This window comes from Sphingobacterium sp. SGG-5 (genome assembly GCF_011043525.1).
In the GTDB taxonomy this organism is placed as follows: Bacteria; Bacteroidota; Bacteroidia; order Sphingobacteriales; family Sphingobacteriaceae; genus Sphingobacterium.
This window is the reverse complement of record NZ_JAAKGO010000011.1, coordinates 1-24,947: the sequence shown is the minus strand read 5'-3', so window position 1 is coordinate 24,947 and position 24,947 is coordinate 1. Positions and strand designations below refer to the sequence as shown.

24 protein-coding genes are annotated in these 24,947 nt (G+C 40.1%); 17 read left to right on the top strand and 7 right to left on the bottom strand.

Annotated features, from left to right (window positions below; all coding sequences use genetic code 11):
• The first annotated feature begins 13 nt into the window (after window positions 1-13).
• Complete coding sequence (ispG, locus tag G5B30_RS15410) at window positions 14-1,981, top strand: (E)-4-hydroxy-3-methylbut-2-enyl-diphosphate synthase (protein WP_165320901.1); 1,968 nt, start codon at window positions 14-16, stop codon at window positions 1,979-1,981.
• Here the strand turns inward: ispG and G5B30_RS15405 are convergent.
• Window positions 1,974-3,200, bottom strand: coding sequence for an MFS transporter (locus G5B30_RS15405; RefSeq protein WP_165320900.1), 1,227 nt, complete (start codon window positions 3,198-3,200; stop codon window positions 1,974-1,976). The genes ispG and G5B30_RS15405 overlap by 8 nt on opposite strands.
• 128 nt (window positions 3,201-3,328) lie before the next feature.
• On the opposite strand from G5B30_RS15405, the gene fsa reads away from it, so the two are divergent.
• The 5 genes from fsa to G5B30_RS15380 all read left to right on the top strand — a co-directional run bounded on the left by fsa (window position 3,329) and on the right by G5B30_RS15380 (window position 8,997).
• The gene (gene fsa, locus G5B30_RS15400; RefSeq protein WP_165320899.1) at window positions 3,329-3,988 is read left to right on the top strand and encodes a fructose-6-phosphate aldolase; all 660 of its coding nucleotides are present in this window, start codon (window positions 3,329-3,331) and stop codon (window positions 3,986-3,988) included.
• An 86-nt stretch (window positions 3,989-4,074) separates the two neighbouring features.
• Window positions 4,075-4,533: a Fur family transcriptional regulator gene (locus G5B30_RS15395; RefSeq protein ID WP_165320898.1), complete on the top strand. Its 459-nt coding sequence runs from the start codon at window positions 4,075-4,077 to the stop codon at window positions 4,531-4,533.
• A gap of 372 nt (window positions 4,534-4,905) precedes the next feature.
• Complete coding sequence (gene rnr, locus G5B30_RS15390; protein WP_165320897.1) at window positions 4,906-7,035, top strand: ribonuclease R; 2,130 nt, start codon at window positions 4,906-4,908, stop codon at window positions 7,033-7,035.
• Between the two features lie 70 nt (window positions 7,036-7,105).
• Window positions 7,106-8,737: a S8 family serine peptidase gene (locus G5B30_RS15385; RefSeq protein WP_165320896.1), complete on the top strand. Its 1,632-nt coding sequence runs from the start codon at window positions 7,106-7,108 to the stop codon at window positions 8,735-8,737.
• A gap of 74 nt (window positions 8,738-8,811) precedes the next feature.
• Window positions 8,812-8,997, top strand: a complete 186-nt coding sequence (locus G5B30_RS15380; RefSeq protein ID WP_165320895.1) for a hypothetical protein — start codon at window positions 8,812-8,814, stop codon at window positions 8,995-8,997.
• A gap of 37 nt (window positions 8,998-9,034) precedes the next feature.
• Here the strand turns inward: G5B30_RS15380 and G5B30_RS15375 are convergent, their stop codons facing one another.
• A complete protein-coding gene (locus G5B30_RS15375) occupies window positions 9,035-9,223 on the bottom strand; it encodes a hypothetical protein (RefSeq protein WP_240903237.1) in 189 nt (62 codons plus the stop codon).
• A 415-nt stretch (window positions 9,224-9,638) separates the two neighbouring features.
• On the opposite strand from G5B30_RS15375, the gene G5B30_RS15370 reads away from it, so the two are divergent.
• The 6 genes from G5B30_RS15370 to G5B30_RS15345 all read left to right on the top strand — a co-directional run bounded on the left by G5B30_RS15370 (window position 9,639) and on the right by G5B30_RS15345 (window position 15,549).
• On the top strand, window positions 9,639-10,355 hold the full coding sequence (locus G5B30_RS15370) for a GNAT family N-acetyltransferase (RefSeq protein WP_165320893.1): 717 nt from the start codon (window positions 9,639-9,641) through the stop codon (window positions 10,353-10,355).
• Window positions 10,356-10,539: 184 nt separating this feature from the next.
• Complete coding sequence (gene argG / locus G5B30_RS15365; protein ID WP_165320892.1) at window positions 10,540-11,721, top strand: argininosuccinate synthase; 1,182 nt, start codon at window positions 10,540-10,542, stop codon at window positions 11,719-11,721.
• A 52-nt stretch (window positions 11,722-11,773) separates the two neighbouring features.
• A complete protein-coding gene (argC, locus tag G5B30_RS15360; protein ID WP_165320891.1) occupies window positions 11,774-12,793 on the top strand; it encodes an N-acetyl-gamma-glutamyl-phosphate reductase in 1,020 nt (339 codons plus the stop codon).
• 33 nt (window positions 12,794-12,826) lie between these two features.
• Window positions 12,827-13,432, top strand: coding sequence for a DUF4254 domain-containing protein (locus tag G5B30_RS15355; RefSeq protein ID WP_165320890.1), 606 nt, complete (start codon window positions 12,827-12,829; stop codon window positions 13,430-13,432).
• A gap of 9 nt (window positions 13,433-13,441) precedes the next feature.
• Window positions 13,442-14,458 (top strand): glycosyltransferase family 9 protein, encoded by a 1,017-nt coding sequence (locus G5B30_RS15350; RefSeq protein ID WP_165320889.1) that lies wholly within the window; start codon window positions 13,442-13,444, stop codon window positions 14,456-14,458.
• Window positions 14,449-15,549, top strand: a complete 1,101-nt coding sequence (locus G5B30_RS15345; protein WP_165320888.1) for a glycosyltransferase family 4 protein — start codon at window positions 14,449-14,451, stop codon at window positions 15,547-15,549. The genes G5B30_RS15350 and G5B30_RS15345 overlap by 10 nt, the downstream gene beginning before the upstream one ends.
• A 14-nt stretch (window positions 15,550-15,563) precedes the next feature.
• Here the strand turns inward: G5B30_RS15345 and G5B30_RS15340 are convergent, their stop codons facing one another.
• Genes G5B30_RS15340 through G5B30_RS15330 form a run of 3 tightly spaced genes read right to left on the bottom strand, consistent with a single transcriptional unit; the run spans window position 15,564 to window position 18,151 of the window.
• The gene (locus tag G5B30_RS15340; RefSeq protein WP_165320887.1) at window positions 15,564-16,511 is read right to left on the bottom strand and encodes a glycosyl transferase family 90; all 948 of its coding nucleotides are present in this window, start codon (window positions 16,509-16,511) and stop codon (window positions 15,564-15,566) included.
• 10 nt (window positions 16,512-16,521) lie between these two features.
• Window positions 16,522-17,346 (bottom strand): glycosyltransferase family 2 protein, encoded by an 825-nt coding sequence (locus tag G5B30_RS15335; protein ID WP_165320886.1) that lies wholly within the window; start codon window positions 17,344-17,346, stop codon window positions 16,522-16,524.
• Entirely contained in the window at window positions 17,336-18,151 is an 816-nt protein-coding gene (locus G5B30_RS15330; protein ID WP_165320885.1) for a glycosyltransferase family 2 protein, read from the bottom strand. Before G5B30_RS15330 ends, G5B30_RS15335 begins: the two co-directional genes overlap by 11 nt.
• A gap of 386 nt (window positions 18,152-18,537) precedes the next feature.
• Here G5B30_RS15330 and G5B30_RS15325 point away from each other — a divergent pair, with 386 nt between their 5' ends.
• Window positions 18,538-19,356 (top strand): hypothetical protein, encoded by an 819-nt coding sequence (locus tag G5B30_RS15325; RefSeq protein ID WP_165320884.1) that lies wholly within the window; start codon window positions 18,538-18,540, stop codon window positions 19,354-19,356.
• 19 nt (window positions 19,357-19,375) lie between these two features.
• Here the strand turns inward: G5B30_RS15325 and G5B30_RS15320 are convergent, their stop codons facing one another.
• Both G5B30_RS15320 and G5B30_RS15315 read right to left on the bottom strand, forming a co-directional pair.
• Window positions 19,376-20,386 (bottom strand): hypothetical protein, encoded by a 1,011-nt coding sequence (locus G5B30_RS15320; RefSeq protein ID WP_165320883.1) that lies wholly within the window; start codon window positions 20,384-20,386, stop codon window positions 19,376-19,378.
• A 6-nt stretch (window positions 20,387-20,392) separates the two neighbouring features.
• Window positions 20,393-21,223, bottom strand: coding sequence for a glycosyltransferase family 2 protein (locus G5B30_RS15315; RefSeq protein WP_165320882.1), 831 nt, complete (start codon window positions 21,221-21,223; stop codon window positions 20,393-20,395).
• A gap of 188 nt (window positions 21,224-21,411) precedes the next feature.
• Here G5B30_RS15315 and G5B30_RS15310 point away from each other — a divergent pair, with 188 nt between their 5' ends.
• From G5B30_RS15310 to G5B30_RS15295, 4 genes are read left to right on the top strand one after another with little or no spacing between them, the layout of a single operon-like run.
• A complete protein-coding gene (locus G5B30_RS15310) occupies window positions 21,412-22,428 on the top strand; it encodes a glycosyltransferase family 2 protein (RefSeq protein WP_165320881.1) in 1,017 nt (338 codons plus the stop codon).
• Complete coding sequence (locus tag G5B30_RS15305) at window positions 22,425-23,285, top strand: alpha-1,2-fucosyltransferase (RefSeq protein WP_165320880.1); 861 nt, start codon at window positions 22,425-22,427, stop codon at window positions 23,283-23,285. The genes G5B30_RS15310 and G5B30_RS15305 overlap by 4 nt, the downstream gene beginning before the upstream one ends.
• 21 nt (window positions 23,286-23,306) lie before the next feature.
• Entirely contained in the window at window positions 23,307-24,254 is a 948-nt protein-coding gene (locus G5B30_RS15300) for a DUF6492 family protein (RefSeq protein WP_165320879.1), read from the top strand.
• 36 nt (window positions 24,255-24,290) lie between these two features.
• On the top strand, window positions 24,291-24,782 hold the full coding sequence (locus G5B30_RS15295) for a SixA phosphatase family protein (RefSeq protein WP_165320878.1): 492 nt from the start codon (window positions 24,291-24,293) through the stop codon (window positions 24,780-24,782).
• Window positions 24,783-24,947 lie beyond the last annotated feature (165 nt).

The window sequence follows — 24,947 nt, the reverse complement described above, 5'->3', positions numbered from 1 at the left end:
ACTTTGTGCCTGTATGGAGGCCAACAAACTCAGTTATACACGTTTCAAGACACGTGTCGTCCACATCGGAGACATCCCTATGGGAGGGGACTATCCTATCCGTATCCAAAGCATGACGACTGTCGACACGATGGACACCCGGGGATCTGTCGAACAGACCATCCGTATGGTAGAAGCGGGATGTGAATACGTACGCATCACAGCACCCAGCATCAAAGAAGCGGAAAACCTCGCGAATATAAAAAGAGAACTTCGATCCCGCGGGTATCAAGTCCCATTAGTTGCTGATATACATTTTACCCCTAACGCAGCCGAAGTGGCAGCCCGTATCGTGGAAAAAGTACGGGTTAATCCGGGCAACTATGCCGACAAGAAAAAGTTTGATCAAATCGACTACACCGACGCTGCTTATCAAAGTGAACTGGAACGCATCTATAAAAAATTTGCTCCACTGGTACACATTTGTAAAGAATACGGCACAGCCATGCGCATAGGTACCAACCATGGTTCATTGTCCGATCGTATCATGAGCCGATATGGTGACACGCCCGAAGGTATGGTAGAGTCGGCTATGGAATTTATCCGCATTTGCGAGGATCTGAATTATTATGATCTGGTGGTCTCGATGAAATCCTCCAATCCACAGGTCATGGTACAGGCCTATCGGCTTTTAGTTGATAGAATGATTGCCGAGCAGATGAATTATCCCCTGCACTTGGGGGTTACGGAAGCCGGCGACGGTGAAGATGGCCGAATTAAATCGGCTGTAGGTATAGGTACCCTGCTGGAGGATGGTTTAGGTGACACCATACGGGTTTCACTTACGGAAGAACCCGAATATGAGGCTCCCGTCGCGATAGCTTTGGCCAATCGCTATAAAAACCGTGCACAGGAATCCGCACAAGACAGTCCCATTTTGGTCTTTTCGGACGATACCCAGACGAAGCCCTATATATCACGTGAAGTCAACACATTCGTTGGAGGCTCGCTGGTTCCACGTGTCATTGCCGATATTTCGGCAGCTAATTTGAAAGATCCATTTATACTGTCCGGTGTCGGCTACAAATACGACCCAATAAACGACAAATACCACATGGGCGATCAATCGGTCGATTTCGTATATCTGGCCGATAAATTACCATCCTTTACCATGCCCGGGAACCTGAAGCAACTGTACGACTATCCTACCTGGTTGGGCTTGACAGAGCGCGCCAATATTCACCCGCTTTATCAATTGGCGGAATTCAACCGGGCAACGCTGAAGGATCCCGTATTGAATATGATCCACATATCCAATGATCTTCTTCAAAGCGAAGATTTTCAATTGCTGCAAAATGATCCAACTATCGTTTTTGTGCTGGAAACTGAGCATGCGCATGGCATGGCAGATCAACGGCAGTTTTTTGCCAATATACAGGTCATCGGTCTCGACAATCCCATCATCATCAAAAGAACCTATAAGGTGGACGACTTTTCGGGCCCCATCGGCAATATCATGGATCCCGAAGAGCCGGTTTCCAAATTACAGGTATATGCCGCTACCGATGTGGGGGCACTGCTGATTGACGGTTTGGGTTCGGGAATATGGGTCGACGCTCCGGCCATAGCAATGGATAAGATTACGTCGCTTTCCTTTGGCATCCTGCAAGCTACGCGCTCGCGTATATCAAAAACCGAATATATATCCTGTCCAAGCTGTGGCCGGACCTTGTTTGATCTCCAGGAGACTACCCAGATGATCCGTAGCCGCACCAACCATCTCAAAGGTCTTAAAATCGGTATCATGGGCTGTATTGTCAACGGCCCCGGTGAAATGGCGGATGCAGACTATGGTTACGTGGGTGCAGGACCCGATAAAATTACACTCTATCGCGGCAAAGAAGTCGTCAAACGAAATGTCTCTTCCCGCAATGCATTAGATGAACTGATTGAGATCATCAAAAGTGATGGGAGATGGACTGAGGAAGAAAATGTTACTTAAATTTAAATAAGCGGCGCTGTATTCGGAATCGTAGGTAGGTATAATAACAGACGGCTATTAACGCTCCTGTCGCCCCCATCATATACAATGTATTCTTAATCCCTATGCTATCAGCCACCCCTCCTATCAACAAACTTCCGATAGGGAATATGCCCTGAAAGGCCATGACGTAATACGACATGATACGCGCTCTATAAGCCGTAACAGCATGCGTCTGTATATAGGTATTGATACTGGAATTCTGCATCATCATCGCGAAGGAAACAGCGCCCGTAAAAAATAAGGCCGAGGGTAAATAATGGGCATAGGCCAACAACAGTAGGGAAGCTCCCATCATAAAGGCAGAAAACATCACCCTATAGCGTAGGTTTTCACCCGATTTGAGTCTGGCCATATTGATCGCACCTATCATCGCCCCAAAACCAGCGATACTTTCAAACCAGGAAAAAATCGTCTCATCGCCATGAAACAGATCCTTGGCCACTGCCGGTAGCAGTGAGGTATAGGGTATGACAAATAAGCTCGAACAGGTCATGATGATAATCAAGGAAGCGATATGAGGCGAGCGCTTTAAATAGTTAAACCCGTCGACCAGACCTTGCCAATTTGACGAATCACGGGAGTACACGGGAGCAATTTCTACTACTTTCATCATGGACAGTGTCATTAATACCGGAACGAAGCTCAAAAAATTGATCATAAAACAAGCCTGCTCGCCGTATAGGCTTAGCAGAACTCCCCCAATAGCAGGGCCGACCATCCGCGCAGCATTAAATACCGAAGAATTCAATGCTATAGCATTGGGGAGATCTTTTTTATGGTCAACTAAGGAGACCAACAGCGCTTGCCGAGCGACAACATCAAAGGCATTGATGACACCTTGTGCGAAACCAAGTACGCACAACCACAGTACGGATGCCCATCCCAGATACACCACCAAAGACAATACACCCGCCTGTAGCATAAGCAATATCTGCGTCATCACAACAAGCCGGTACTTGGACCGCCTGTCGACCACACTGCCGATAAAAGGCGAAAGTACCAGTGACGGCAATAGCGAGATAAACGAGACAAAGCCGAGGAGAAAGACAGAGTCAGTCAGCCGATATACCAGCCAGCTGATAGCAATACGTTGCATCCAGGTTCCCAATAGGGAAATCGATTGCCCAATCGTGTGCAACCGAAAATTAGGATATTGAAGCGACCTGAATAGTTCCATAGTATACAGCCCACTACTTCTGTTGAATTAGCGGGCCTCAAAGCTAAATAGTTCTGAATAAAACACTATCTTTGCAACAACAAAAGTTTCACATAGTTTTAATTTATTTACAATCAACAAACTTAAACATGAAGTTTTTTATAGACACGGCTAATCTGGCACAGATTAAAGAAGCCCAGGATTTGGGTGTCTTGGATGGGGTGACAACCAATCCAAGTCTCATGGCAAAAGAGGGTATCACCGGTGAAGAGAATATTATCAACCATTACAAAGCCATCTGTGCCATTGTAGATGGCGATGTCAGTGCTGAAGTGATCAGTACGGATTATGAAACCATGATCAAAGAAGGAGAAGCACTCGCTGCATTGGATTCCAAGATTGTCGTGAAGGTCCCTATGATCAAAGATGGCGTAAAGGCCATAAAATATTTTAGCAAAAAGGGTATCAAAACAAATTGTACCTTAGTGTTTTCGGCCGGACAAGCTTTACTTGCTGCTAAAGCAGGTGCTACTTATGTATCTCCTTTCATTGGTAGGTTAGATGATATATCGGTAGATGGCTTAGCATTAATCGAAGAGATTCGTCTGATTTATGACAACTATGATTTCGACACTCAAATATTAGCTGCATCGGTACGTCATAGCGCACATCTATTGGGCTGTGCAAAGATTGGCGCAGATGTCATGACAGGTCCATTGTCTGTGATAACTGCCCTATTGAAACACCCATTGACCGATAGCGGATTGGCACAGTTCCTCGCAGACCACGCCAAAGCTGCGGGAAAATAAGTATACGATAATACATTTCTTTACGCCTCTTCTGTTAAAAGGAAGAGGCTTTTTTTTACCCTTATTTTTTTGTAATTTTATCCATTATGAAGCCTTCAGACAAAGTTGAAAACCATGCCGAAATCCGTCAAGATTTCAAGCAGCTTTTACGCTCCAACCAGTTAAGAGTTACGCAACCCCGGCTTCGTGTTTTGGAAATTATCGACACCAAGAAATCCGCTATATCCCAACCCGATCTGGAGAAGATTTTAGGTGGTGAAATTGACCGTGTAACCTTGTACCGTATTCTCGCAAGCTTCGAGGAAAAGGGAATACTGCATAAGGTTTTTGACCTCAACGGAACCGCAACTTATGCGATCTGTTCGACGGCGTGCACCGCAAACCACCACCACGACCAGCATGTACATTTCATCTGTTCTATCTGTAATAGCGTCTTTTGTTTGAATGAAATTTCACTCCCGAAAGTTCAAATTCCTGCTAACTTCTCCTTGCATACGATAGCCATTAATGCTGTCGGAATTTGTGACAAATGTCAAGGAAAATAATCTTTTTATATCTTATCATAATTTATAAAATAAACAATTATTATACTGTAATATAGCATGTTATATGCTGTAAAATATATAAAAAGTATATATAAATAAAGTTATACATTCTTACCAATACACGTGACATTAAATATAAAACACTGTAATACAATAATTTACATTAATCATGTTTTATTCATAAACAACACATACATTTGATAAACAGAAAATTAACACATATAAAATATACTAAACATTTATATTATAAATCCTATCTTCTCCCCTATTACTTTCCGATAATGATTAGTATATTTACCTTGAATTATCGCACACGCAGTCATCTCGTCGCGGTCATGAAAGACAAGCAATAGTCAAAAAAAAGACAAACACATGAAATCAAAAAAAAACAATCCCTATAAAGAAGTTCTCACCCAATTGGTCCTCGGCGTATTTGAAAAAGCCAACAACCAACTTTTGAATTACAAGCAAGTTTCTTCCAAACTAAACCTATTTGATTCGGAGTCCAAGGAAGCCATTGCAGACATCCTCGAAAACGGCACCCAGTCCGGTCTTTTCGCACAGCCGGAAAGAGGTCGTTTTAAGCTTAAACAATTACAAGTTTATATCACCGGAACAGTGGATATGACAGCCGATGGATCGGCGTATATCGTACCCGAAGACGAACTCGAAAACGACATCTATATCGCCCCCAGAAAACTGCGGCAGGCCTTGCATGGTGACACCGTCAAGGTCCATGTTTACGACCGCAAGAAAGGCAACAAAAGAGAGGGCGAAGTGGTTGAAATATTACAACGCGCGAAGACTGATTTCACAGGCACTATTGACATTTCAAAAAGTTATGCTTTCTTCCTCGCCGATGACCGGAAAATGCTACATGACATTTTCGTTCCGCTGGATAATCTGAATGGCGCAAAGGACGGTGAAAAGGTTGTCGTCACGATTATCGAGTGGCCAAAGAATGCAAAAAACCCCATCGGTCGGGTAAAAAGTATATTGGGAAAAAAGGGCGAGAACAATACAGAGATGAATGCCATTCTGGCGGATTACGGCTTTCCACTACAATTTCCGAAGGAAGTTGAAGAGGCTGCTTCGGCTATCCCCGAAAAAATTCCGCAAACCGAAATCCAGAAACGTCGTGATTTCCGAGACACCTTGACCTTCACCATAGACCCCGTCGATGCCAAGGATTTTGATGATGCCATTTCTTTTAAGAAATTGGACAATGGTCATTACGAAATAGGCGTTCATATTGCCGATGTCTCTTATTACGTCCAACCGGACAGCGTGCTCGACAAAGAGGCATTCGAACGGGGTACGTCTGTGTATCTCGTCGATCGGGTGATACCGATGCTCCCAGAGCGCCTTTCCAACAACCTGTGTTCCCTGCGGCCTCATGAGGAACGGCTTTGTTTCTCGGCTGTATTTGAAATGGATGATGCAGCCAATGTTATGGATCAATGGTACGGACGGACCATCATTTATTCCGACAGGCGCTTTACCTATGAAGAAGCACAAGAAATCATTGAGACCAAAACGGGCGACCATGCGGAAGAAATTTTAAAATTGAATGATCTGGCACAAATCCTCAAAGAGCGGCGCTTTAAGAACGGGGCGATAAGCTTTGAGACAGAAGAAGTAAAATTTGTATTGGGCGAACAAGGAAAACCATTGGGCGTCTATACGAAAATACGCAAGGATGCGCACAAACTTATTGAAGACTTCATGCTTCTGGCCAACCGTAAAGTTGCGGAATATATCGGAAAACAAGGGAAAGGTAAAAATAAGCTGGGCTTCGTCTATCGTTTTCATGATGTACCGAATCCCGAAACCTTGACGAACTTCTCGCAATTCGCATCACGCTTTGGGCATCGCCTTGTTATCAAATCAGACAAAGAAACCGCCAAATCGCTGAATTCACTCATGAATAAAATTGAGGGCAGCAAAGAGCAAAATTTACTAACATCCCTTGCAGTACGATCCATGGCAAAAGCGATATACACCACCAAGCATTCGTCTCACTATGGACTAGCCTTTGATTATTATACCCACTTCACCTCCCCTATCCGCCGGTACCCGGACGTCATGGTACATCGGCTGTTACAGTTTTATTTAGAAGGTGGGGCAAAAGTCAATATCGAACATTACGAAAAGCTTGCTGAACACGCCTCGCAAATGGAGAAAAAGGCAGCAGAGGCGGAAAGAGCTTCCATTAAATACAAGCAAGCCGAGTTCCTGCAGGATCAGATCGGTGTAGAATACACCGGCATTGTCTCCGGAGTAACGGAGTGGGGTATGTACGTTGAAATCGCCGACAACAAATGTGAAGGAATGGTGCGTTTGCGGGACATCACCGACGATTTCTATACGCTGGATGAAAAGAACTATGCCATCATTGGCCAGCGGAAGAAAAAAGTATATCAGCTGGGCGATGAAGTGCAGATCAAAGTCAAAAAGGTAGATCTCGAGAAGCGGCAGATCGACTTTACATTATTGGGGTAGGATTTAGTCATTTTTAACACTTATGAGGACGGTATGAAACGTATATTTGCAGACGTAACACAAAATTAATATGCACAAGTCAAATCTCTTTACGGCGCTTTTAGCTATCAGCATCCTGCCCTTATTCGGTTTTGCACAAGACAAAAAAGATACTCCCCCTGCCAATTGGTATAATCTGGATTATGCCACCGATGGTATTATGGGAATCAGCACGGAGAGAGCCTACAACCTGTTAGCGGGCCGTAAGTCCTCCCCTGTTATTGTGGCTGTAATCGACGGAGGGGTTGATGTGGAGCATGAAGACCTCAAAAAAGTCGTCTGGACCAACAAAAAAGACGACAATGATAACGGAAAAGACGACGATGGAAACGGCTATATCGACGACAAATACGGGTGGAACTTTATCGGCAATGCGAATGGTGAAAATGTAAACTACGATAACCTTGAGGTCACACGTTTGATTGCCAAATACGAACCAAAATATATTTCTGTCCTTCCAAGCACGCCTCTTTCCGAAGCAGAACGCCGTGAATTTGTCGCCTATCAGAAAATGGTCTCGGATTATACCTCGAAAATGGATGAAGCCCAATTCGGAGATTTAAATTACGGGCGCCTGAAACAAGAGGTCGACAACATAGTCACCAAAATCGGAAAGACACCTAAAGATATCACCAAAGAGGATCTTGATCAATTTTCTGCCGAAAATGACCGCCAAAAACTGGCGCTGAAGGTTGCAAAAAAGGAAATTGACGATGATAAGTCATTCGAAAAATTCTACGAGGAATTAAAAGAAGCAGTTGAATACTACCACAATCAAGTCAACTATCATTTGAACAAACAATACGATCCCCGTCCTATTGTAGGTGACAATTATGAGGATGCCACCGAGCGGTATTACGGCAATAACGACGTTAAAGGTCCCGATGCCGATCACGGCACCCATGTGGCCGGAATTATCGGTGCTCAACGGAACAATAATATCGGAATCAACGGAATTGCCGACAATGTGCAGATCATGGCCGTGCGCGTGGTTCCTAATGGTGACGAGCGGGACAAAGATGTGGCAAATGGAATTCGCTACGCGGTAGACAATGGCGCAAAGATCATCAATATGAGCTTCGGCAAGGGTTACGTTTACAATAAAAAAGCGGTCGATGACGCGATAAAATATGCTATGGAAAAAGATGTACTTTTGGTACATGCAGCAGGTAACGACGGCAAAAACATAGACATTACCCCCAACTATCCCACCAAATATTACACCGACAGCCTAAAAGCCGTCACGGGAGAAGCAGACGCCTGGATTACCGTAGGCGCCACGGCGTGGAAGATGGACGGTGACTTATTGGCTGATTTTTCCAATTATGGCTATAAGTCAGTCGATATCTTTGCACCGGGTGTTGCAATACATTCGACAATGCCAGACAACAAATATAAAGATCAACAAGGCACAAGCATGGCCGCTCCCGTAGTGTCCGGTTTAGCAGCGATACTTCGTGCATACTATCCCGAGCTTACCGCAAAAGAGGTAAAAGATATTATTCTGAAATCGGCCGTAAAAGTAGACCAGAAAGTCAAAGTACGGCAGGATGGTTCGAACAAAAAAGTATATCTGGATGAGATCAGTGTAAGTGGAGGCGTTGCCAACGCATACAATGCCGTTGTGGAGGCCAATAAATACACACTCTCCAAAGAAAAGTAAAAAAATGTTAAATTTTCTACAATATAAGCTACACTGTTGACGTTTAAAGACTAAACACATAAATCAAGAGGCTTATGGTAGAGAATTTTACTACAATTGACACAGCAACACATCCGAATGATTTGAGGGAGACTATCGCAGAGACAGACGATCAATTCGAAGTAAAGATCAAAATGTGTATTCAAAGATTAGCGAAAGAACCTTCGCAAAGTGTTGTTGAAAAATTACTGGATTATTCCAGATCCTTGAAAAAGGAATGACAGCAAAGTCTCTAAGTAAAATTAGGGACTTTGTTTTTTAGTTTTTCAGGCTATCCTGTTGCATCTCCGCCTCCTGCTCACGCGCATCGATTTGATGCTGCCGATAGTTTTGTATCGCATTTTTACTTGCTTTTTGAGAAACATATACTCCCAAAACGGCAATAATCGTGACGACTATCAAGCCCCAGACATACTTACGTTTATCCTGCTTGACTAACCAATACATGAGAAATATATAAGGTATTGCAAAAAAAAGATAAAAAATGATGCTCGGACCTACCATGATGCTCTTGTTTAATCGCCCAAAGGTACTTTATTTACAAGGTATATACAAAAAACCAATAAAAGATTGCATAAAAGAAACGAATATTTTTGCTAATTTTGTACAGTCAGATTTTTTGAAAAACAACACGTTTAAAAATGTATTGTAGTAAAGCACATATCGGAGTAGTCTCACAGACTTTGAGTAAGTTTGCAAAGATCAGTATGGCTATCTGCAATAGATTAAACTGTCCTATTCTACGATTTCGACGACCTATTCTGCCTCGGGCCTGATGAAGGAAGGGGCAGGCTAATTTCAAAAACTCAATTTGCTAACATTGTACATAATACGTACAAATTAAATAGGTCGATACCATTAAATGACAATTTCAGATTTTTTAATCATTCCTGCGACGGCAGAACATATCAAGTATGCCGAGCAAATTTGTGCCGAGATGTTCGAATCCGCAAAAGCCCGGGGAACAGGTATAGCGCGTCGTAAGCCCGAATATGTTTCTCGAAAAATGGAGGAGGGTAAAGCTGTCATTGCTTTGCATCGGGATGGAACATGGGCAGGATTCTGTTACATCGAAACATGGAGTCATGGCGACTATGTGGCCAATTCCGGATTAATCGTCAACCCTGCATTTCGTAAAGTAGGGCTGGCAAAAGCAATCAAGAAACGGGTTTTCGATCTATCCCGTGAAAAATACCCGAAGGCTAAGATTTTTGGTCTAACTACAGGGCTTGCGGTGATGAAGATCAATTCAGAGCTAGGTTATGAACCAGTAACCTATTCCGAACTGACCCAGGATGAAGAGTTCTGGAAAGGGTGCCAGAGCTGCATCAATTACGACATCCTTATGAGTAAGGAGCGCAAAAACTGCATGTGTACCGCCATGCTCTGGGATCCGGTCGAAAAAGAAAAAGAACTGAAAGAAAAGATCCAACGTAAGGCGGAAGCAAAAGAGCGGCTGGATCGTATAGCCAAGAAACAATCGCTATTGAAGCGTATAGAAGCGAAGCTATGGAAATCAACCCGGAAATTCGTCGCATCTATATTTCCTGTAGGCACAAGACCTGCAAAAGGATTTTAATTTATTAGATTTGTAGCAGATAGTCAATAAGTAGACTATATCGTCATTTCGATGAGGAGGTACGACGAAGAGAAATCTATGGATGAGTAGATTTTAGATAAATTGCCTTACTTAATCTATAGATTTCTCTCTTCGTTCGAAATGACGTTTTTTATTTATAATTATATTGTATCAAACATAAAGTATGAAAAAAGTAGTTTTAGCGTTTAGCGGTGGATTGGACACCTCCTTCTGTTGTATCTATCTTTCTAAAGATTTAGGACTGGAAGTCCACTCTGTCGTCGTCAATACCGGGGGGTTCTCCGATGAAGAGATTAAAAACATTGAAAAAAGAGCGTATGAACTTGGCGTAAAGTCACATACAACCATTGACGAAACAGAAAACTACTACCGCGAAACGATTAAATATTTAATCTTCGGCAATGTACTGAAGAACGCTACTTATCCCCTTTCGGTATCCGCTGAACGGGTTTGTCAGGCGACTGCTATCGCTAATTATGCTAAGAAAATCGGTGCCGAGTGTGTCGCACATGGGTCTACTGGGGCAGGAAATGATCAGGTGCGTTTCGATATGATTTTCAATACGCTGATCCCTGGTGTTGAAGTGATAACCCCGATACGGGATTTAAAATTATCCCGTGAGGCGGAAATTGAATACCTCGCCAAACACGGTTTTCCTTATAGCGCCGAAAAAGCAAAGTATTCGATCAATAAAGGGCTGTGGGGAACATCTGTTGGCGGAGCGGAAACCTTGACTTCGAATCAATACTTACCCGAGTCTGCATGGCCGACGCCGATTACGTCTACGGAGCCGCAGCAGATAACAATCGATTTTGAAAAGGGCGAACCTGTCGCATTAAACGGTCGGAAAATAGGTGCGGTAAAGGTCATCCAAGAGTTGCAGGACTTAGCGCAGCCTTATGGAATTGGTCGTGACGTCCATATTGGAGATACCATCATCGGTATCAAAGGACGTGTTGGATTTGAAGCTGCTGCACCCCTGATCTTGATTAAGGCACACCATACCTTGGAAAAACACACCTTAACAAAATGGCAACTTTCCTGGAAAGATCAGATAGCCGGCTTTTACGGAAATTATATGCATGAAGGTCAAATGCACGACCCTGTCATGCGCGACATCGAAGCTTTCCTTCAAAGTGCACAGGCTACAGTAACCGGTCGTGTGATTGTAGAACTGCACCCCTACCGGTTTATCGTAATCGGCATTGAATCCGAGCATGATCTTATGGCGAGCAAATTTGGTAGCTATGGTGAAATGAATGAAGGCTATACCGGTGATGATGTCAAGGGTTTCTCCAAAATCTTCGGCAATCAGACCCTGATATGGCACAAAGTAAACGGATAATTGTTTCAGATTTGAGATATGAGAATGTGGGATCACTGACAACTGAATAAACATGAAAAAAATAAAAGTAGGAATAGTCGGATCTGCGGGATATACGGGAGGTGAATTACTTCGGGTGCTGATTTACCATCCCCATGTAGAAATTGTATTTGCCAACAGTGCATCCAATGCAGGCAACAAATTATACGATGTTCACAATGATCTCTTTGGAGACACCGAAATCACCTTTTCTTCGGATTTCCACTCCAATATTGATGTACTCTTCCTTTGTGTAGGGCATGGGCATGCACGTACGTTTTTAGAAGAAAACAAGGTAGACCCTACTGTCAAGATTATCGATTTATCACAAGATTATCGTCTTCGCGCCAATACGGCATATCAGAGTAATAACTTTGTATATGGCCTTCCGGAGCTCAATAGAGAAGCGATCAAGTCCGCACAGTATATTGCAAATCCGGGTTGTTTTGCGACGAATATCCAACTGGCCTTATTACCGTTAGCAAGCAAAGGACTATTGCCTGATCAAGTGCATATCAATGCGACTACCGGTGCTACAGGTGCGGGACAAAAGCCTACAGTTACATCTCATTTCCCCTGGAGGAATAATAACCTTTCGGCTTACAAATCTTTCGAGCATCAACATTTACAAGAGATTTCGGAATCGTTAGATCAACTGCAAAGCGGCTTTCTGCCTATTTCGGGCAAATCACTGATCGAAAGGGCTATGTCAAAAATAAATTTGATTCCGCAACGTGGTGCATTCCCAAGAGGTATTTTTTCATCCACTTATATTGATTCCGAACTAAGTCAGGACGAAGCATACGAACTTTTTGAAACGTACTATGCTCCGCATCCTTTTACCTGGGTAAGCAAAGCCAATATTGATGTCAAGCAGATCGTCAATACTAATAAATGTATCCTACACTTGGAAAAGCATGGCGACAAATTGCTTATTCTTAGTATTACCGATAATTTATTGAAAGGTGCATCGGGACAAGCTGTACAGAACATGAACCTGATGTTTGGTTTGGATGAACGGGCGGGATTGAATCTGAAAAGTGTAGGTTTCTAGAGGACGCATATTTATATTCGTTATATTTGCTTCATGATCAGTGCAACAGCAAACACTATTTTCCAACGTGTCCTTGATGATTACCACGTCTTTGACCAGATAGATCAACGTATTGACAATCCTTATGAGCCAAGCTCACTTGAGCACCTTCTCTATCTGAAATGTTGGATTGATACGGCACAATGGCATATGGAAGACCTCGTACGTAACCCTGCCATTACATCTACAGACGGACTCTATTGGAAAAGACGAATTGATAAGCAAAATCAAGTGCGTACAGATACAGTAGAATATATAGACAGTTATTATCTACGTGAATTTGCACATGTGCAACCACAATCTGACGCTAGGATCAATACAGAAAGCCCAGCTTGGGCTATTGATAGATTGTCTATATTGGCATTAAAAATCTACCACATGGCACAGGAGACACAACGTACGGATGTGCAGGCAAATCATATTGAAGCTTGTCAAAAAAAACTGGATATCCTGTTGAACCAAAGACAAGATTTATCACGCAGTATAGATGAATTATTAGAAGATATCAAGATGGGAAAAAAATACATGAAAGTGTACAAACAAATGAAAATGTATAACGACCCCACATTAAACCCGGTGCTTTACAGCTCACAAAAATAACGTCGTAGGATGAAGCGTATTATCGTAACCCGATTTTCCGCTATGGGCGATGTGGCCATGGTCGCCTCGGTATTAAAAGAATTTCAGTCACAACATACAGACATTGAGATTATCGTCGTATCACGCCAATTATTCAAGGCTTTTTTTGAATCGATACCTCGCATTATTTTTCATCCCATAGACCCGAAACGTAAACATCGCGGTTTTCTTGGGCTGGTAGGATTATTTTATGAATTAAAGAAATATAAAGCCGATTATGTCGCCGACTTACATAGCAATATACGCTCCAAAACATTAAATTTATTTTTCGCTGCTGCTGGTTATAAAATCAAAGCTTTAGATAAAGGGCGCTCCGACAAGACAGCTATCACCCGAACACACCATAAAGTTTTAAAACCTCTGCGCCCGATGACTGAACGATATGCAGATGTATTTAGACAACTCGGGTTTTCAGTCAAACTAAGCCACACTCTTCGGAAAGAACATCGTCTTATTCCCAACGGATTACTAAACATACTGGCTTCGGACCAAAAAAAAATCGGAGTGGCTCCCTTTGCCCAGCATCCGTACAAAGTATTTGATCTAACCAAAATGGAACAGGTTATTCAATATCTATCTGCCAACAATTATGCTGTATTTTTATTTGGCGGGGGTACTGAAGAGCGGGCTATCGCCGAACAGTGGGCACAAAAATACCCAGGCGTACAAAGTACAATCGGCAAGTTTTCGCTGAGCCAAGAACTGGATATCATTGCTCATTTAGACCTTATGCTCAGTATGGATAGTGCAGGCATGCACATGGCTTCATTGGTAGGCACGAGATGTATATCTATTTGGGGCGCAACCCACCCGTTTGCTGGCTTTTTAGGCTATGGGCAGTCCATGGAAGATTGTGTACAGGTAGCGCACCCGAATAGACCAAGTTCGGTGTATGGGAATAAACCCTGTAATTGCGATGGTGTAGAAGCAATTGATTTAGTATCTTCGGAGATGGTAATAAACTATATCCAACACATATGCGAATAGGTTTTGATGGAAAGCGTTATTTTTTCAATCACACCGGATTGGGGAATTATAGTAGAGACCTTATCCGCATACTAAAAACGTATTATCCAGAACATATCTATCTTAAATACACACCCAAGGTTCCTAAAAATATTCGGAATAATAGAGATGATATAAAAACACCTCACACCTTTTTCGACATCATGTTCTCGTCCCTTTGGCGGCAAAAGTCGATAGTTAATGACCTTATTCAAGACAAAATTGATATTTATCACGGTTTATCTGGTGAAATCCCTATGGGACTTCGCCAGACACCTATCCGTTCTGTTGTTACTATTCATGATTTAATATTCCTAACGCATCCTGAACTTTATAAGCCTGTAGACAGAATCGTTTACAATAAAAAATTTAAATATGCTGTTCATCATGCCGATAAAATCGTCGCTATCAGTCAGCAGACCAAGAAAGACATTCTACAGTTTTACGATCTAGCGGAAGAGAAAATAGACGTTATCTATCAAGGTTGCCATCCCGCTTTCAAAACAATCAAAACAGATGCAGACAAGGCAATTATCCGTCAAAAGTATAATCTTCCCGAGAACTTTATTCTTAATGTAGGCACAATAGAGCCAAGAAAAAATGCTTTTCAGATTGTCAAAGCTATCGAAAATATAGATATACCATTGATTATTATTGGTAAGGAAACAAAGTATTCTCAAGAAATACACAGCTATATCAATCAAAAAGGATTACAAAATAGAGTCCATATCCTTCAAGGATTCACCATGGGCGAATTGGCTGCAATATATGCTATGGCGGATATATTTGTATATCCATCTAAATATGAAGGCTTTGGCATTCCTATCATCGAGGCATTGTATGCTGGAACCCCGGTCATTACCAATAAGTCGGGCGTTTTCCCCGAAGCAGGAGGACCCTTTTCCTGCTATATAGATCCCAACAATATCCAGGAGCTGTCACAGGGTATTAGTACTATTTTGTCTGACAGTAACTTACGTTTTAAGATGACCGAGGAGGGCCTCATTTATGCGCAGCGATTTAATGACGATATGCTTGCCAAACAGTGGATTGATCTTTATCAATCCATTTAGTCGCTGTCCAGGAATTAAGGTAACATCCGGGTACAGTCAAAATATTTCTGCAATACCTTTAACGCGATAACGTCTTCTCGCTTTCTATTTTTGAATTGAGCGATATAGTCATGTGCATTATTCACAATTTCTATTGCCTTATCTTCATGATGGATATAATAATTCAACTTCTCTTCCAAGTCTGAGTAATCATCTTTGATACAAATAAAGTGATAATCCGGGATAAGCCTTCCCTCCATAAACCATGTTTCATATTTGGGCAAAGGCATTACTGCAATAGAATTTGAAGACATGATCCATTTAAGATTGGTAGCCACGTCATTGCCTTCCAAAGCCAAGATAAACTTATATTGTAGATGCCCTGTTATAGATAGAAAGTCCCGATCAGAAGAACGAGCTGCCTTTTTAAGGTTGCACATGGGATGATGCGCATACGTATCAAAAAAAAGTGCTCTGTGCGACTGGGTAAACCCGCTTCTTCCCACCAACACATTCGCCTTCTGATGAAACGGGATTTCATCCTTTATAAAATTAAAATGCCTGGACTTATCGAGGTTTAGCAGAATAGAATTGGTATTATCCCCTGCTATGGGTCTACTTTTTACAATAGTTGGAAACTCCGGCACATCTACAATGTCCCCCGGCAGGATGTTGAATCTAAATCGAGGGTCAAAGTATCTTAAATACACTTTGCTGTCAAAATAATAAACTCTTATACGGTCTGGTATAGCATAGTCTCTTATGGCTATGGCCTGCTGCCCTAAAGCTTTGCCCCTCTCCAATTTATTATAGTAATTCACCCTGTCCACTATATAAGAACGATCATCCCCGTGGCTATTAACAAGTAGCCTTCTAAGCCTACGCCGGGCAAATGTGTCAGGAACAATCTCTCGTAGAATAGCTTTGATGTAATAATATATCTTATTATTCCTATTTCTTAGAAAAGTTCTTTTAAAATTCATAGATATAGTCCTATAATGAGTCCTTGTCACCCGTTAAAAACTTCGACAGACCATCCGCACAATAGGTCAATTTATTTTCTATAGCTCTTCTTAACAACTCATCATTTCGATCTAAAGCTGCTCTATTCTCTTCTTGATGATAAAGATGATACCCCAATGCAACAAACTTTATTATCACTCCCTTTATCCCGCTATTTATCAATCGCGCCACAAATTCACTGTCTTCCCTCCCCCAACCTATAAAAGCATTATTAAATCCATTTACACGTTTGATATCTGTCATATAAAAAGACATATTACAAGAGCGGATCTTGTTCCGGTCCTTTAACTCTTTTCCCCATAATCTGGCAAGCCAAGTTGATCTAAACGCCGTTAGCTGTTTTTCTATTCGACTTTCTAATCCCTTGTCAAAAATACTCGGCGCAAACAGATGTCCCGGCTCTTGCAGAACCTCTTGAGTCTTTCGCTCCGTCAAAAGAATCCGCCCCCCTTGCAGAAAACATCCTTTACGAGCATACGTTATGTGATCTTCAACAAAGTGCTTTTCCAAAACCATGTCGCCATCGATAATAATCACATATTCGGCCTCAACTTGTGCTAACGCTCTGTTTCTCGATTGAGCTGCTCTGAATCCTTCATTTTCTTGCCATTCATATAAGAGCCGAGTAGGAAATATTTCTTGATATCGTTGTATTAAATCCTTTGTAAATCCAGTGGATCCGTCATCTGCAATAATGACTCGATTCGGCATGACCGTTTGGTGTATGACCGACACCAATACAGCCTCCAAAGCATCCGGTCTATTATAAGTAGTAATGATTAAATCAGCCTTCATCCTTGACTTTTAAATATTTATCAATACCATTTTGACAATACACTATCCCATCTCGCTTTGCATGCTCAAACAGAGATTCGTTATCTTTCAGATTCTCTTTCGTATTAATGGGATGCCACAAATGAAAAACAAGGCCCCCAAACTTCAAGAATCGTTTTTGAAGCCCCTTATTTAATAACCGAGCGACAAACTCTTTATCTTCGGGCCCCCAACCATTAAAATCTTCATTATAGCCATTTACGGCGATAGCATCTTTACGCCAAAACGCCATATTGCATCCGTGGATTTCCCATCGTTCATTTCCCTTGGTTTTATATTTAGTCTCAAAATATTTCCACATGAAAGGAAGGCGAAAAGCACTGAAAAAATTAGTCATTCCCTTTTCAAATCGATTGACATGATAATCTAAATTCTGGATTTTCTGTTGTGAGAGATCTTCATCCAAATATATCCGGCTAGCCCTAACAAAGGAACCCTCCCTTGCAAATTCTCTATGGTCGCGAATAAAAAAGGGATGTAGAATAAGATCTCCGTCAATTTGCACGATATAGTCTGAGGTGGACTGGGCAATTGCTTTATTCCTAATTTTTGCTAATTCAAACCCCGTGTCCTCATGCCAAACATGAACCATGGGAATATTGCATATCGTTTGGTATTTCTCAATCAATCGCTTTGTCATTTCTCCAGAACCATCATCAGCAACAAGAATTTCATCTGGAAGCTCTGTTTGATTGAATACACTTATCAAGCAAAGTTCTAATGCATCGGGTCTATTATATGTAGAAATAAGCAAAGCCAGCTTCATAAAAATAAAATAAAACACAAAAATACGATTAATCAATGTATTTTTGCAGTTCTCTGTAACTTTGTCTGTGAATTATGGATTGCTTTTTTAACAAAAAAATAACATACGTTTAAGCTACTCGATTGTAACATTTTAATTGAATCCACCGTATTTAATATAAGAGATACTTTTTAACAATGATAGGTTCCAAAACAATAATCTTTTGTGCCCCATCTGATTTTGGTTTTTCAGACGTTATAAAATCCGAGTTGCAGCAACAAGGTTTTACCGTGTATGACTTTCCTGTCTCAGATACGCGATATAAATATAAGCGGTTCGCCGAACGGCTCCTTAATATATACAAAAAAACCATTTTAGGAAATTACGCATATAAGCGTCAATTAAAAATGGCGGAGCGCAATAAAACCCTGATGCGTCAATTAAAAAACATCGATCATGCAGATTACGCATTATTTATTCGCCCCGACTTATTCCCACTGCCATTTGTAAAAGAAGTAAAGTCGAAAGTGGACAAACTTATAGGATATCAGTGGGACGGTTTGCAACGCTTTCCCGAAGTCATTGACTATATTGACCTATTCGATCGATTCTTTGTATTTGATGCAGAGGACCTAGCTTCAAAAACAGATCTACTTCCTTTAACCAACTTCTTTATTGAAAAAAACATTCCAGAATCTTCGGAAAGATCCGCTTATTTTATCGCCAGTTATGACGAGCACCGATTCGAGCTCATTAAAAAATTGAAAACCATATTTGATCATGAAGACGTAGATTCCCAACTCTATCTTGTCAGCTCGGAAGATAAACAGATCCAGAATATACAAAATGCTGGCCTACCCGTAGAGAAGCCACTTACATATCAGGAAAATATACACCGTGTCGAAAAAGCATCCATTTTAGTGGATATCCACTCTCCTATACATTCAGGACTCTCATTCAGAGTGTTTGAAGCATTAAACTATAACAAAAAGCTCATCACCACAAATCGCAGCGTTCGCAATTACGACTTTTATCATCCCAACAACATTTTTATTTGGAATACAATAGACAAAAATGGCATTGCCGAATTTTTGAAAGCTGAATATGTCGAGATCCCCTATGAGATCAAGCACAAATATGCCTTCAGCAATTGGATAAACTACGTTCTTGACATCGGTGAATACTCTTCCATTGAATTATCTACAACGAAGAGCACGCTCGTTTAGCAACAAACATCCGCATGGATTACTGCACATATATTTTATGCCGTAGCCATTCCGAGAAACTATATTTAGTTATTATCGCATTAGCAATAGGTACATATGGCGCTTCTAAAAAAGCGGCCATATCACCATAGTTGTCTTTTGTCAAAATGAAGAAATTGTTTGGATGGTAAAACTCAGCTTCTAATACCTTTGGGTTGGTAGTTATTATCTTTTTTCCAAATTTAAGTCCTTCGATAATCCGAAACGAATATCCCTTGTGATCGGCTATGACCAAATCGATAATCACATCAGCATGAGCTATGTGATGAAGCTGTTCATCAAATGGAACATGCTCAAAACGAATTTCCATATTTTCATGGATATAGTCGGGTATCAGATGTTCTTTTCCCCTATTGGTTACAACAACAAACTTAACTCGCTGATAGTATCGACTCATATACTGGTGTAAAGTAATCAAGTCTTCCGCTCTACTTTCATGAAACGTACTGACATAATATACGTTGTATGGGGAATCCTGAGTTTGTTTATCTGTTAAATCGGGATAATCAAAGTAAAAATTGGGAGAATATAACAGATTATAAGAAGGATATTTAACGACATCTCCTTCATCGAAAACATAAAACCGATCAAAAAAAGGAATGTATTTCAATATTTGGGGATCACGTGATATACCATCAAAATGAAAACATAGCATGAGATCAGTCTTCTGACGTGCCATGTCGATGAGCTTCCTTTGAAAGAAGTCTGCCCTAAGAACAAGCGCAACATCATAATGATTATAGGTCGCTAAGATCTCTTGCTGCTTTTTATAAGTATAGGCCTGCTTTAACTTTTCCTTATATATACGATCCTTAAAGAACGTTTTTCGAATAAAGTTATAGATACGCTGACCTAAGGAAGTGTATTTGAAGGCATAGCCATGATCTTCGATATGTACAACATCGTAGCCAAGATGCTCCAGATTTTTCACAATCAGTTGGTACAAATTAAAACTTTGAGGAGATACTAATAAGAATTTCGTTTTTGACATATCAAGTTATTCGAGTTTCTTCTTATTAAAAAGTTTGTAAAAGAGTTTGCGGTACCAAACATTATAGTATTTCTTTCTGTATTTATTCTCATTCTCAAAAAAAACAAACAGCTTTTCAAGCCCATAGCCATATTCATTATATATATTATAATGTTTGTGATATATATATAGGCGCGTGCTTTCCCCTAGCTTGTTATTATTTTCAGCATTAAGATCCGTCATAGAATCTTTAGAAAGTCGTTTTCTATAAAAAAACAAAGGCTTTTTAATTTGATAAACATTCGGATACTCATAAAGGTATTTTATCCATAGTTCCCAATCTTCGGTAATGCGGAGCGAGGCATCATATAATCCTACTTTTCTAAAATTATTGGCCCTTATCATGGCTGTAGCTGGAATGCAATTCCCTATTAAAAGTTGTCTGTAAGAATAATCCGGCAAATCAAAAATACCAGTTCTTGCTTCAAAAAACTCTGTTTTTGTATAAACTAAATCTAATTCTGTATTTTGAGAAAACTTGGTATAGCATGCTTCAATATATAAGGGGTCTAATTTATCATCCCCATCCAGAAAAACGAGAAACTCTCCAGTAGAGTGTACAAAACCGACATTCCGTGTGGCAGGTAGTCCTTTATTTTCTTGTGCATATACATTTATATGGGGATACTTTGCAGCAAATTGCTCAAGAATCTCATGGGTATTGTCAATTGAGCCGTCATCCACCGTGATTACTTCGATATTCGGATAAGTTTGAACCAAAACTGAATCCAACGTTTCGGTGATTGTATTACCGACATTATAACATGGTATGATGATGCTTATTTTTGGTAAAGGCATTATAACGCTAATCTATAATATAACAAACATAGATAAATATAACTTAAAATTTGTCTTTTTTACCTCCTAATATTTTTTCTGTAAAAAAACAAGTACTACAAATAAGGTTCAAAGGCATAAGAGCACTTCTCTTAAAGAAATAATAAATTGAAGTCGTTTGCAGAAATTTATTGACCTTTGCTATATACATGGAGAAAAATTTGCCAACGGTAACCGTTTTTATGGCAGCTTACAATGCTGCCCCGTATATCACAAAGGCGATACAAAGTATTTTGAACCAAACCTTTCGTGATTTTGAACTGCTTATTGTCGATGATGGATCTACTGATAACACTGTTGATGTTGTCAATAGCTTTCACGATCCTCGAATACGCTTAATTAAAAATGAGAGTAACAAAGGTTTAGGTTTTACACGGAATGTTGCATTAAAAGAAGCTGAAGGCGAGTTTTTAGCTATTCTTGATAGCGATGATATAGCATCAGCAAATAGGCTAGAAAAACAAGTTCGCCACTTCTCTACAAACCCAAAACTAGCCGTTTTAGGATCATGTGCCCACATCATAGACAAAAACGGAAATAGAACGGGTAAGAACATCGAACTTTCAAATCATTCGGATCAACTTTGTGCTACACTGTTTTTTAGTAATACATTTGTACACTCATCAATTATGATGCGTACCTCTGTCTTTCGGGAAGTGGGAGGTTATCCAAACTACCCAGTAGCGCAAGATTATGCTTTATTCGCCCGAATCGGTCTAAAATACGAAGTTGGCAATCTCCCTGAATACCTCGTAGACTATCGTATGCATGACACAAATATTTCCCTACGAAAAAAAATCGTCGTCGAACAGGTATTACAAGATATCTTATTATATCAATTAAATCTCTTGTTACCACGAATTCCGCCTATCTCCACTAACATTTTGTTAGATCCGGTTATGGGCAGCAAATACACTACCAATGAGTATTATACGTTCTATCGGGAGATAATCATTCAAAATCGAAAAAAAAGATTATACCCTAAGCGAGAACTTGAGCAAATACTCTTCGAAAATTGGTACGCCATTGTAATAGAAAAGGGTAAAGCAAAAACCTTCCCTTTATTCCTAAAAGGGCCTATATTTAATTGGAAGTATGCTACAGGAAAACAATTACGCCGAACATTCAAAAAATCTATTAAACATTTATTAAAATTAGCCAAATGAAGATAGTTAAATTCCTTGGAGGGCTTGGCAATCAAATGTTCCAATATGCCTTTTATTTAGCTCTAACAAAAAAAGGTCATAAAGTCAAAGCGGATCTAACTGATTTTGAACAGTATGAACTACACAATGGCTTTGAGTTAGAAGACATCTTTAGCTTCAAATTGCAAAGAACCACCAATTTTGATCGTAATCTTTATTTAACACACAATAGAAAATGGATATGGCGGAAACTTCGACGGATAATGGGCACAAAAAACGCCTATTGGGAGGAAAATCCAAAATTTCAATTCAATCCACATATTTTTGAAGAGAAGAGGTCAAAGTATTATTGGGGGTATTGGCAACATGAAGACTATCTTAATCTTGTCGAACAAGAATTGAAAGAGCATTTAGTGTTTCCGCCTTTTGTCGATGAAAAGAACAGACAGCAAGAGGCTGTCATAATCAATCATCCCAATACAGTTGCAGTACATGTACGGCACGGCGATTATATTGGGCATCCCAATTTTGGAGGAATTTGTACAGAGGATTATTATCGTCAAGGCATTACCTATATGATGAAGCAAACAGAAGATCCTTTGTTTGTTTTCTTTTCCAATGATATCAATTGGTGTAGGCAACATTTTGGCGATATCAACGCTCATTTTGTGGATTGGAATATGGGGAAAGATAGCTTTAGGGATATGCAGTTGATGTCCTTATGTAAGCATTTTATTATTGCCAATAGTAGTTTTAGTTGGTGGGGGGCTTGGCTAAGCAATCACCCTCAAAAGATTATAGTAAGTCCTAAAAGATGGAAAAACACTCCTGAAAGTGAGGTGTTAGGTTTAATATCCCCAACATTCATTACTTTTTAAAAAGCTTTACTTCTGAGATTAATGATTCACTTAAATTATGATATTGTCATTTGTGTCGGTGAGCAACACTTAGACATTGTGCAAACCTCAATATTATACATAAAGAAATATCTGACACCTCAGAAAATTATTGTAATAACAAACAAAAAACATTTTCATAGATTCGACAATCTGACAAAAAATCTAAACAACCTCTTGTTTGTTGATGAAAACACACTCAATCCATATATAACCTTTAATACCATAGCAGAAATTATAGAAAAGAAGACAGCTAGTACAGATCGAACAGGATGGTATTTTCAGCAGTTCCTAAAAATGGAAATATGTAAAATAGTGTCTTCAGATCATTACCTGATTTGGGATGCTGACACCATCCCATTATCTCATATTTACTTTTTTGAAAAAGCAATGTCAAAAGTCTTGGTACAGCCAAGTAATGAATACCATATTCCTTATTTTAATACATTAAAAAAGATACTCAATATAGAAAAATCATGTACAAATTCGTTTATTTCGGAACATTTTATGGTTTCCAAGGAAATTATGCTGTCCTTGATAAAGAAATTGGAAGGAAGAAATAATACTCTACATTGGTCACAATATATACTTAGTCAAATCGACATAAAAGATTTACTTTTGTCTGGATTTTCCGAATATGAAACGTATGGAAATTACATACTTCAGTATTTTCCAGATACAATCAAAATAAGGTCTGCAAAAAATAAACTAAAATCGTATAGATTTGGAGCTGAACTATTTGGATCTTTGCCCACGCGTACTTCGTTATTTTTTTTAAAAAAGTCGGGATATCATTATGTTACATTCGAAGTTTGGAACAAGGGTAGCTTGAAACAGATTAGAAAAAACGAAGCTTTGGCAAAGTTGTTTTTATTACTAAACAACAGTATTTTATTTTCCTGGATGGGATTCTTTATCAGAAGAAAAATATCAAGGCAAATAAAAACTTGAATACGCTATCACCAAAAAAGATAATTACCTTTAAGGATGAAAACAAAAAACCTCTATCTGATCCGTCACGCAAAAGCCGAGGAACATTCCTTTGCCAAGCGCGACTATGACCGCAATCTCGTCGAAAAAGGAAAAGAAAGAGCTGTACGCATCGCAACCGAACTGAAAACCAAGTCGATATTAACACCGAACACATTAGTAATTTCCTCACCAGCCAATAGAGCGCTGCAAACGGCAACCTTATTTTGTGAGCTATTGCGATATCCGGTAGCACAGATACATCAAGAACAATCTATTTATGAAGCTCATTTTCTGGATATATTAGCAATTATCAACAAAGTTCCCGATACCGTCGATACTGTTATACTCTTCGGGCATAACCCAGGGTTATCCGATCTCACCAATTACATCTGCGGAACATATGCTAATTTAAACACATCCAGTGTTGTCATCATATCCTTACCCCACAATTTCAATTTTTCCGATCTCTCGGAAGGTACCGCAACACTAAAAGAAATCTTGTCGTAATCTCACCCTCACATCGTTCATTTTTAGACCAAAATCAGCCAATTTGTCTTATACTGAAATGCCTTGACATAAAAAGTCAAGTAAAATGAATAAATTAAGTATCAACCTATCCGACAATATGGAAGGTTTTGCACAGGAAGAGGTAGATTACAGCAAGTATGAGCG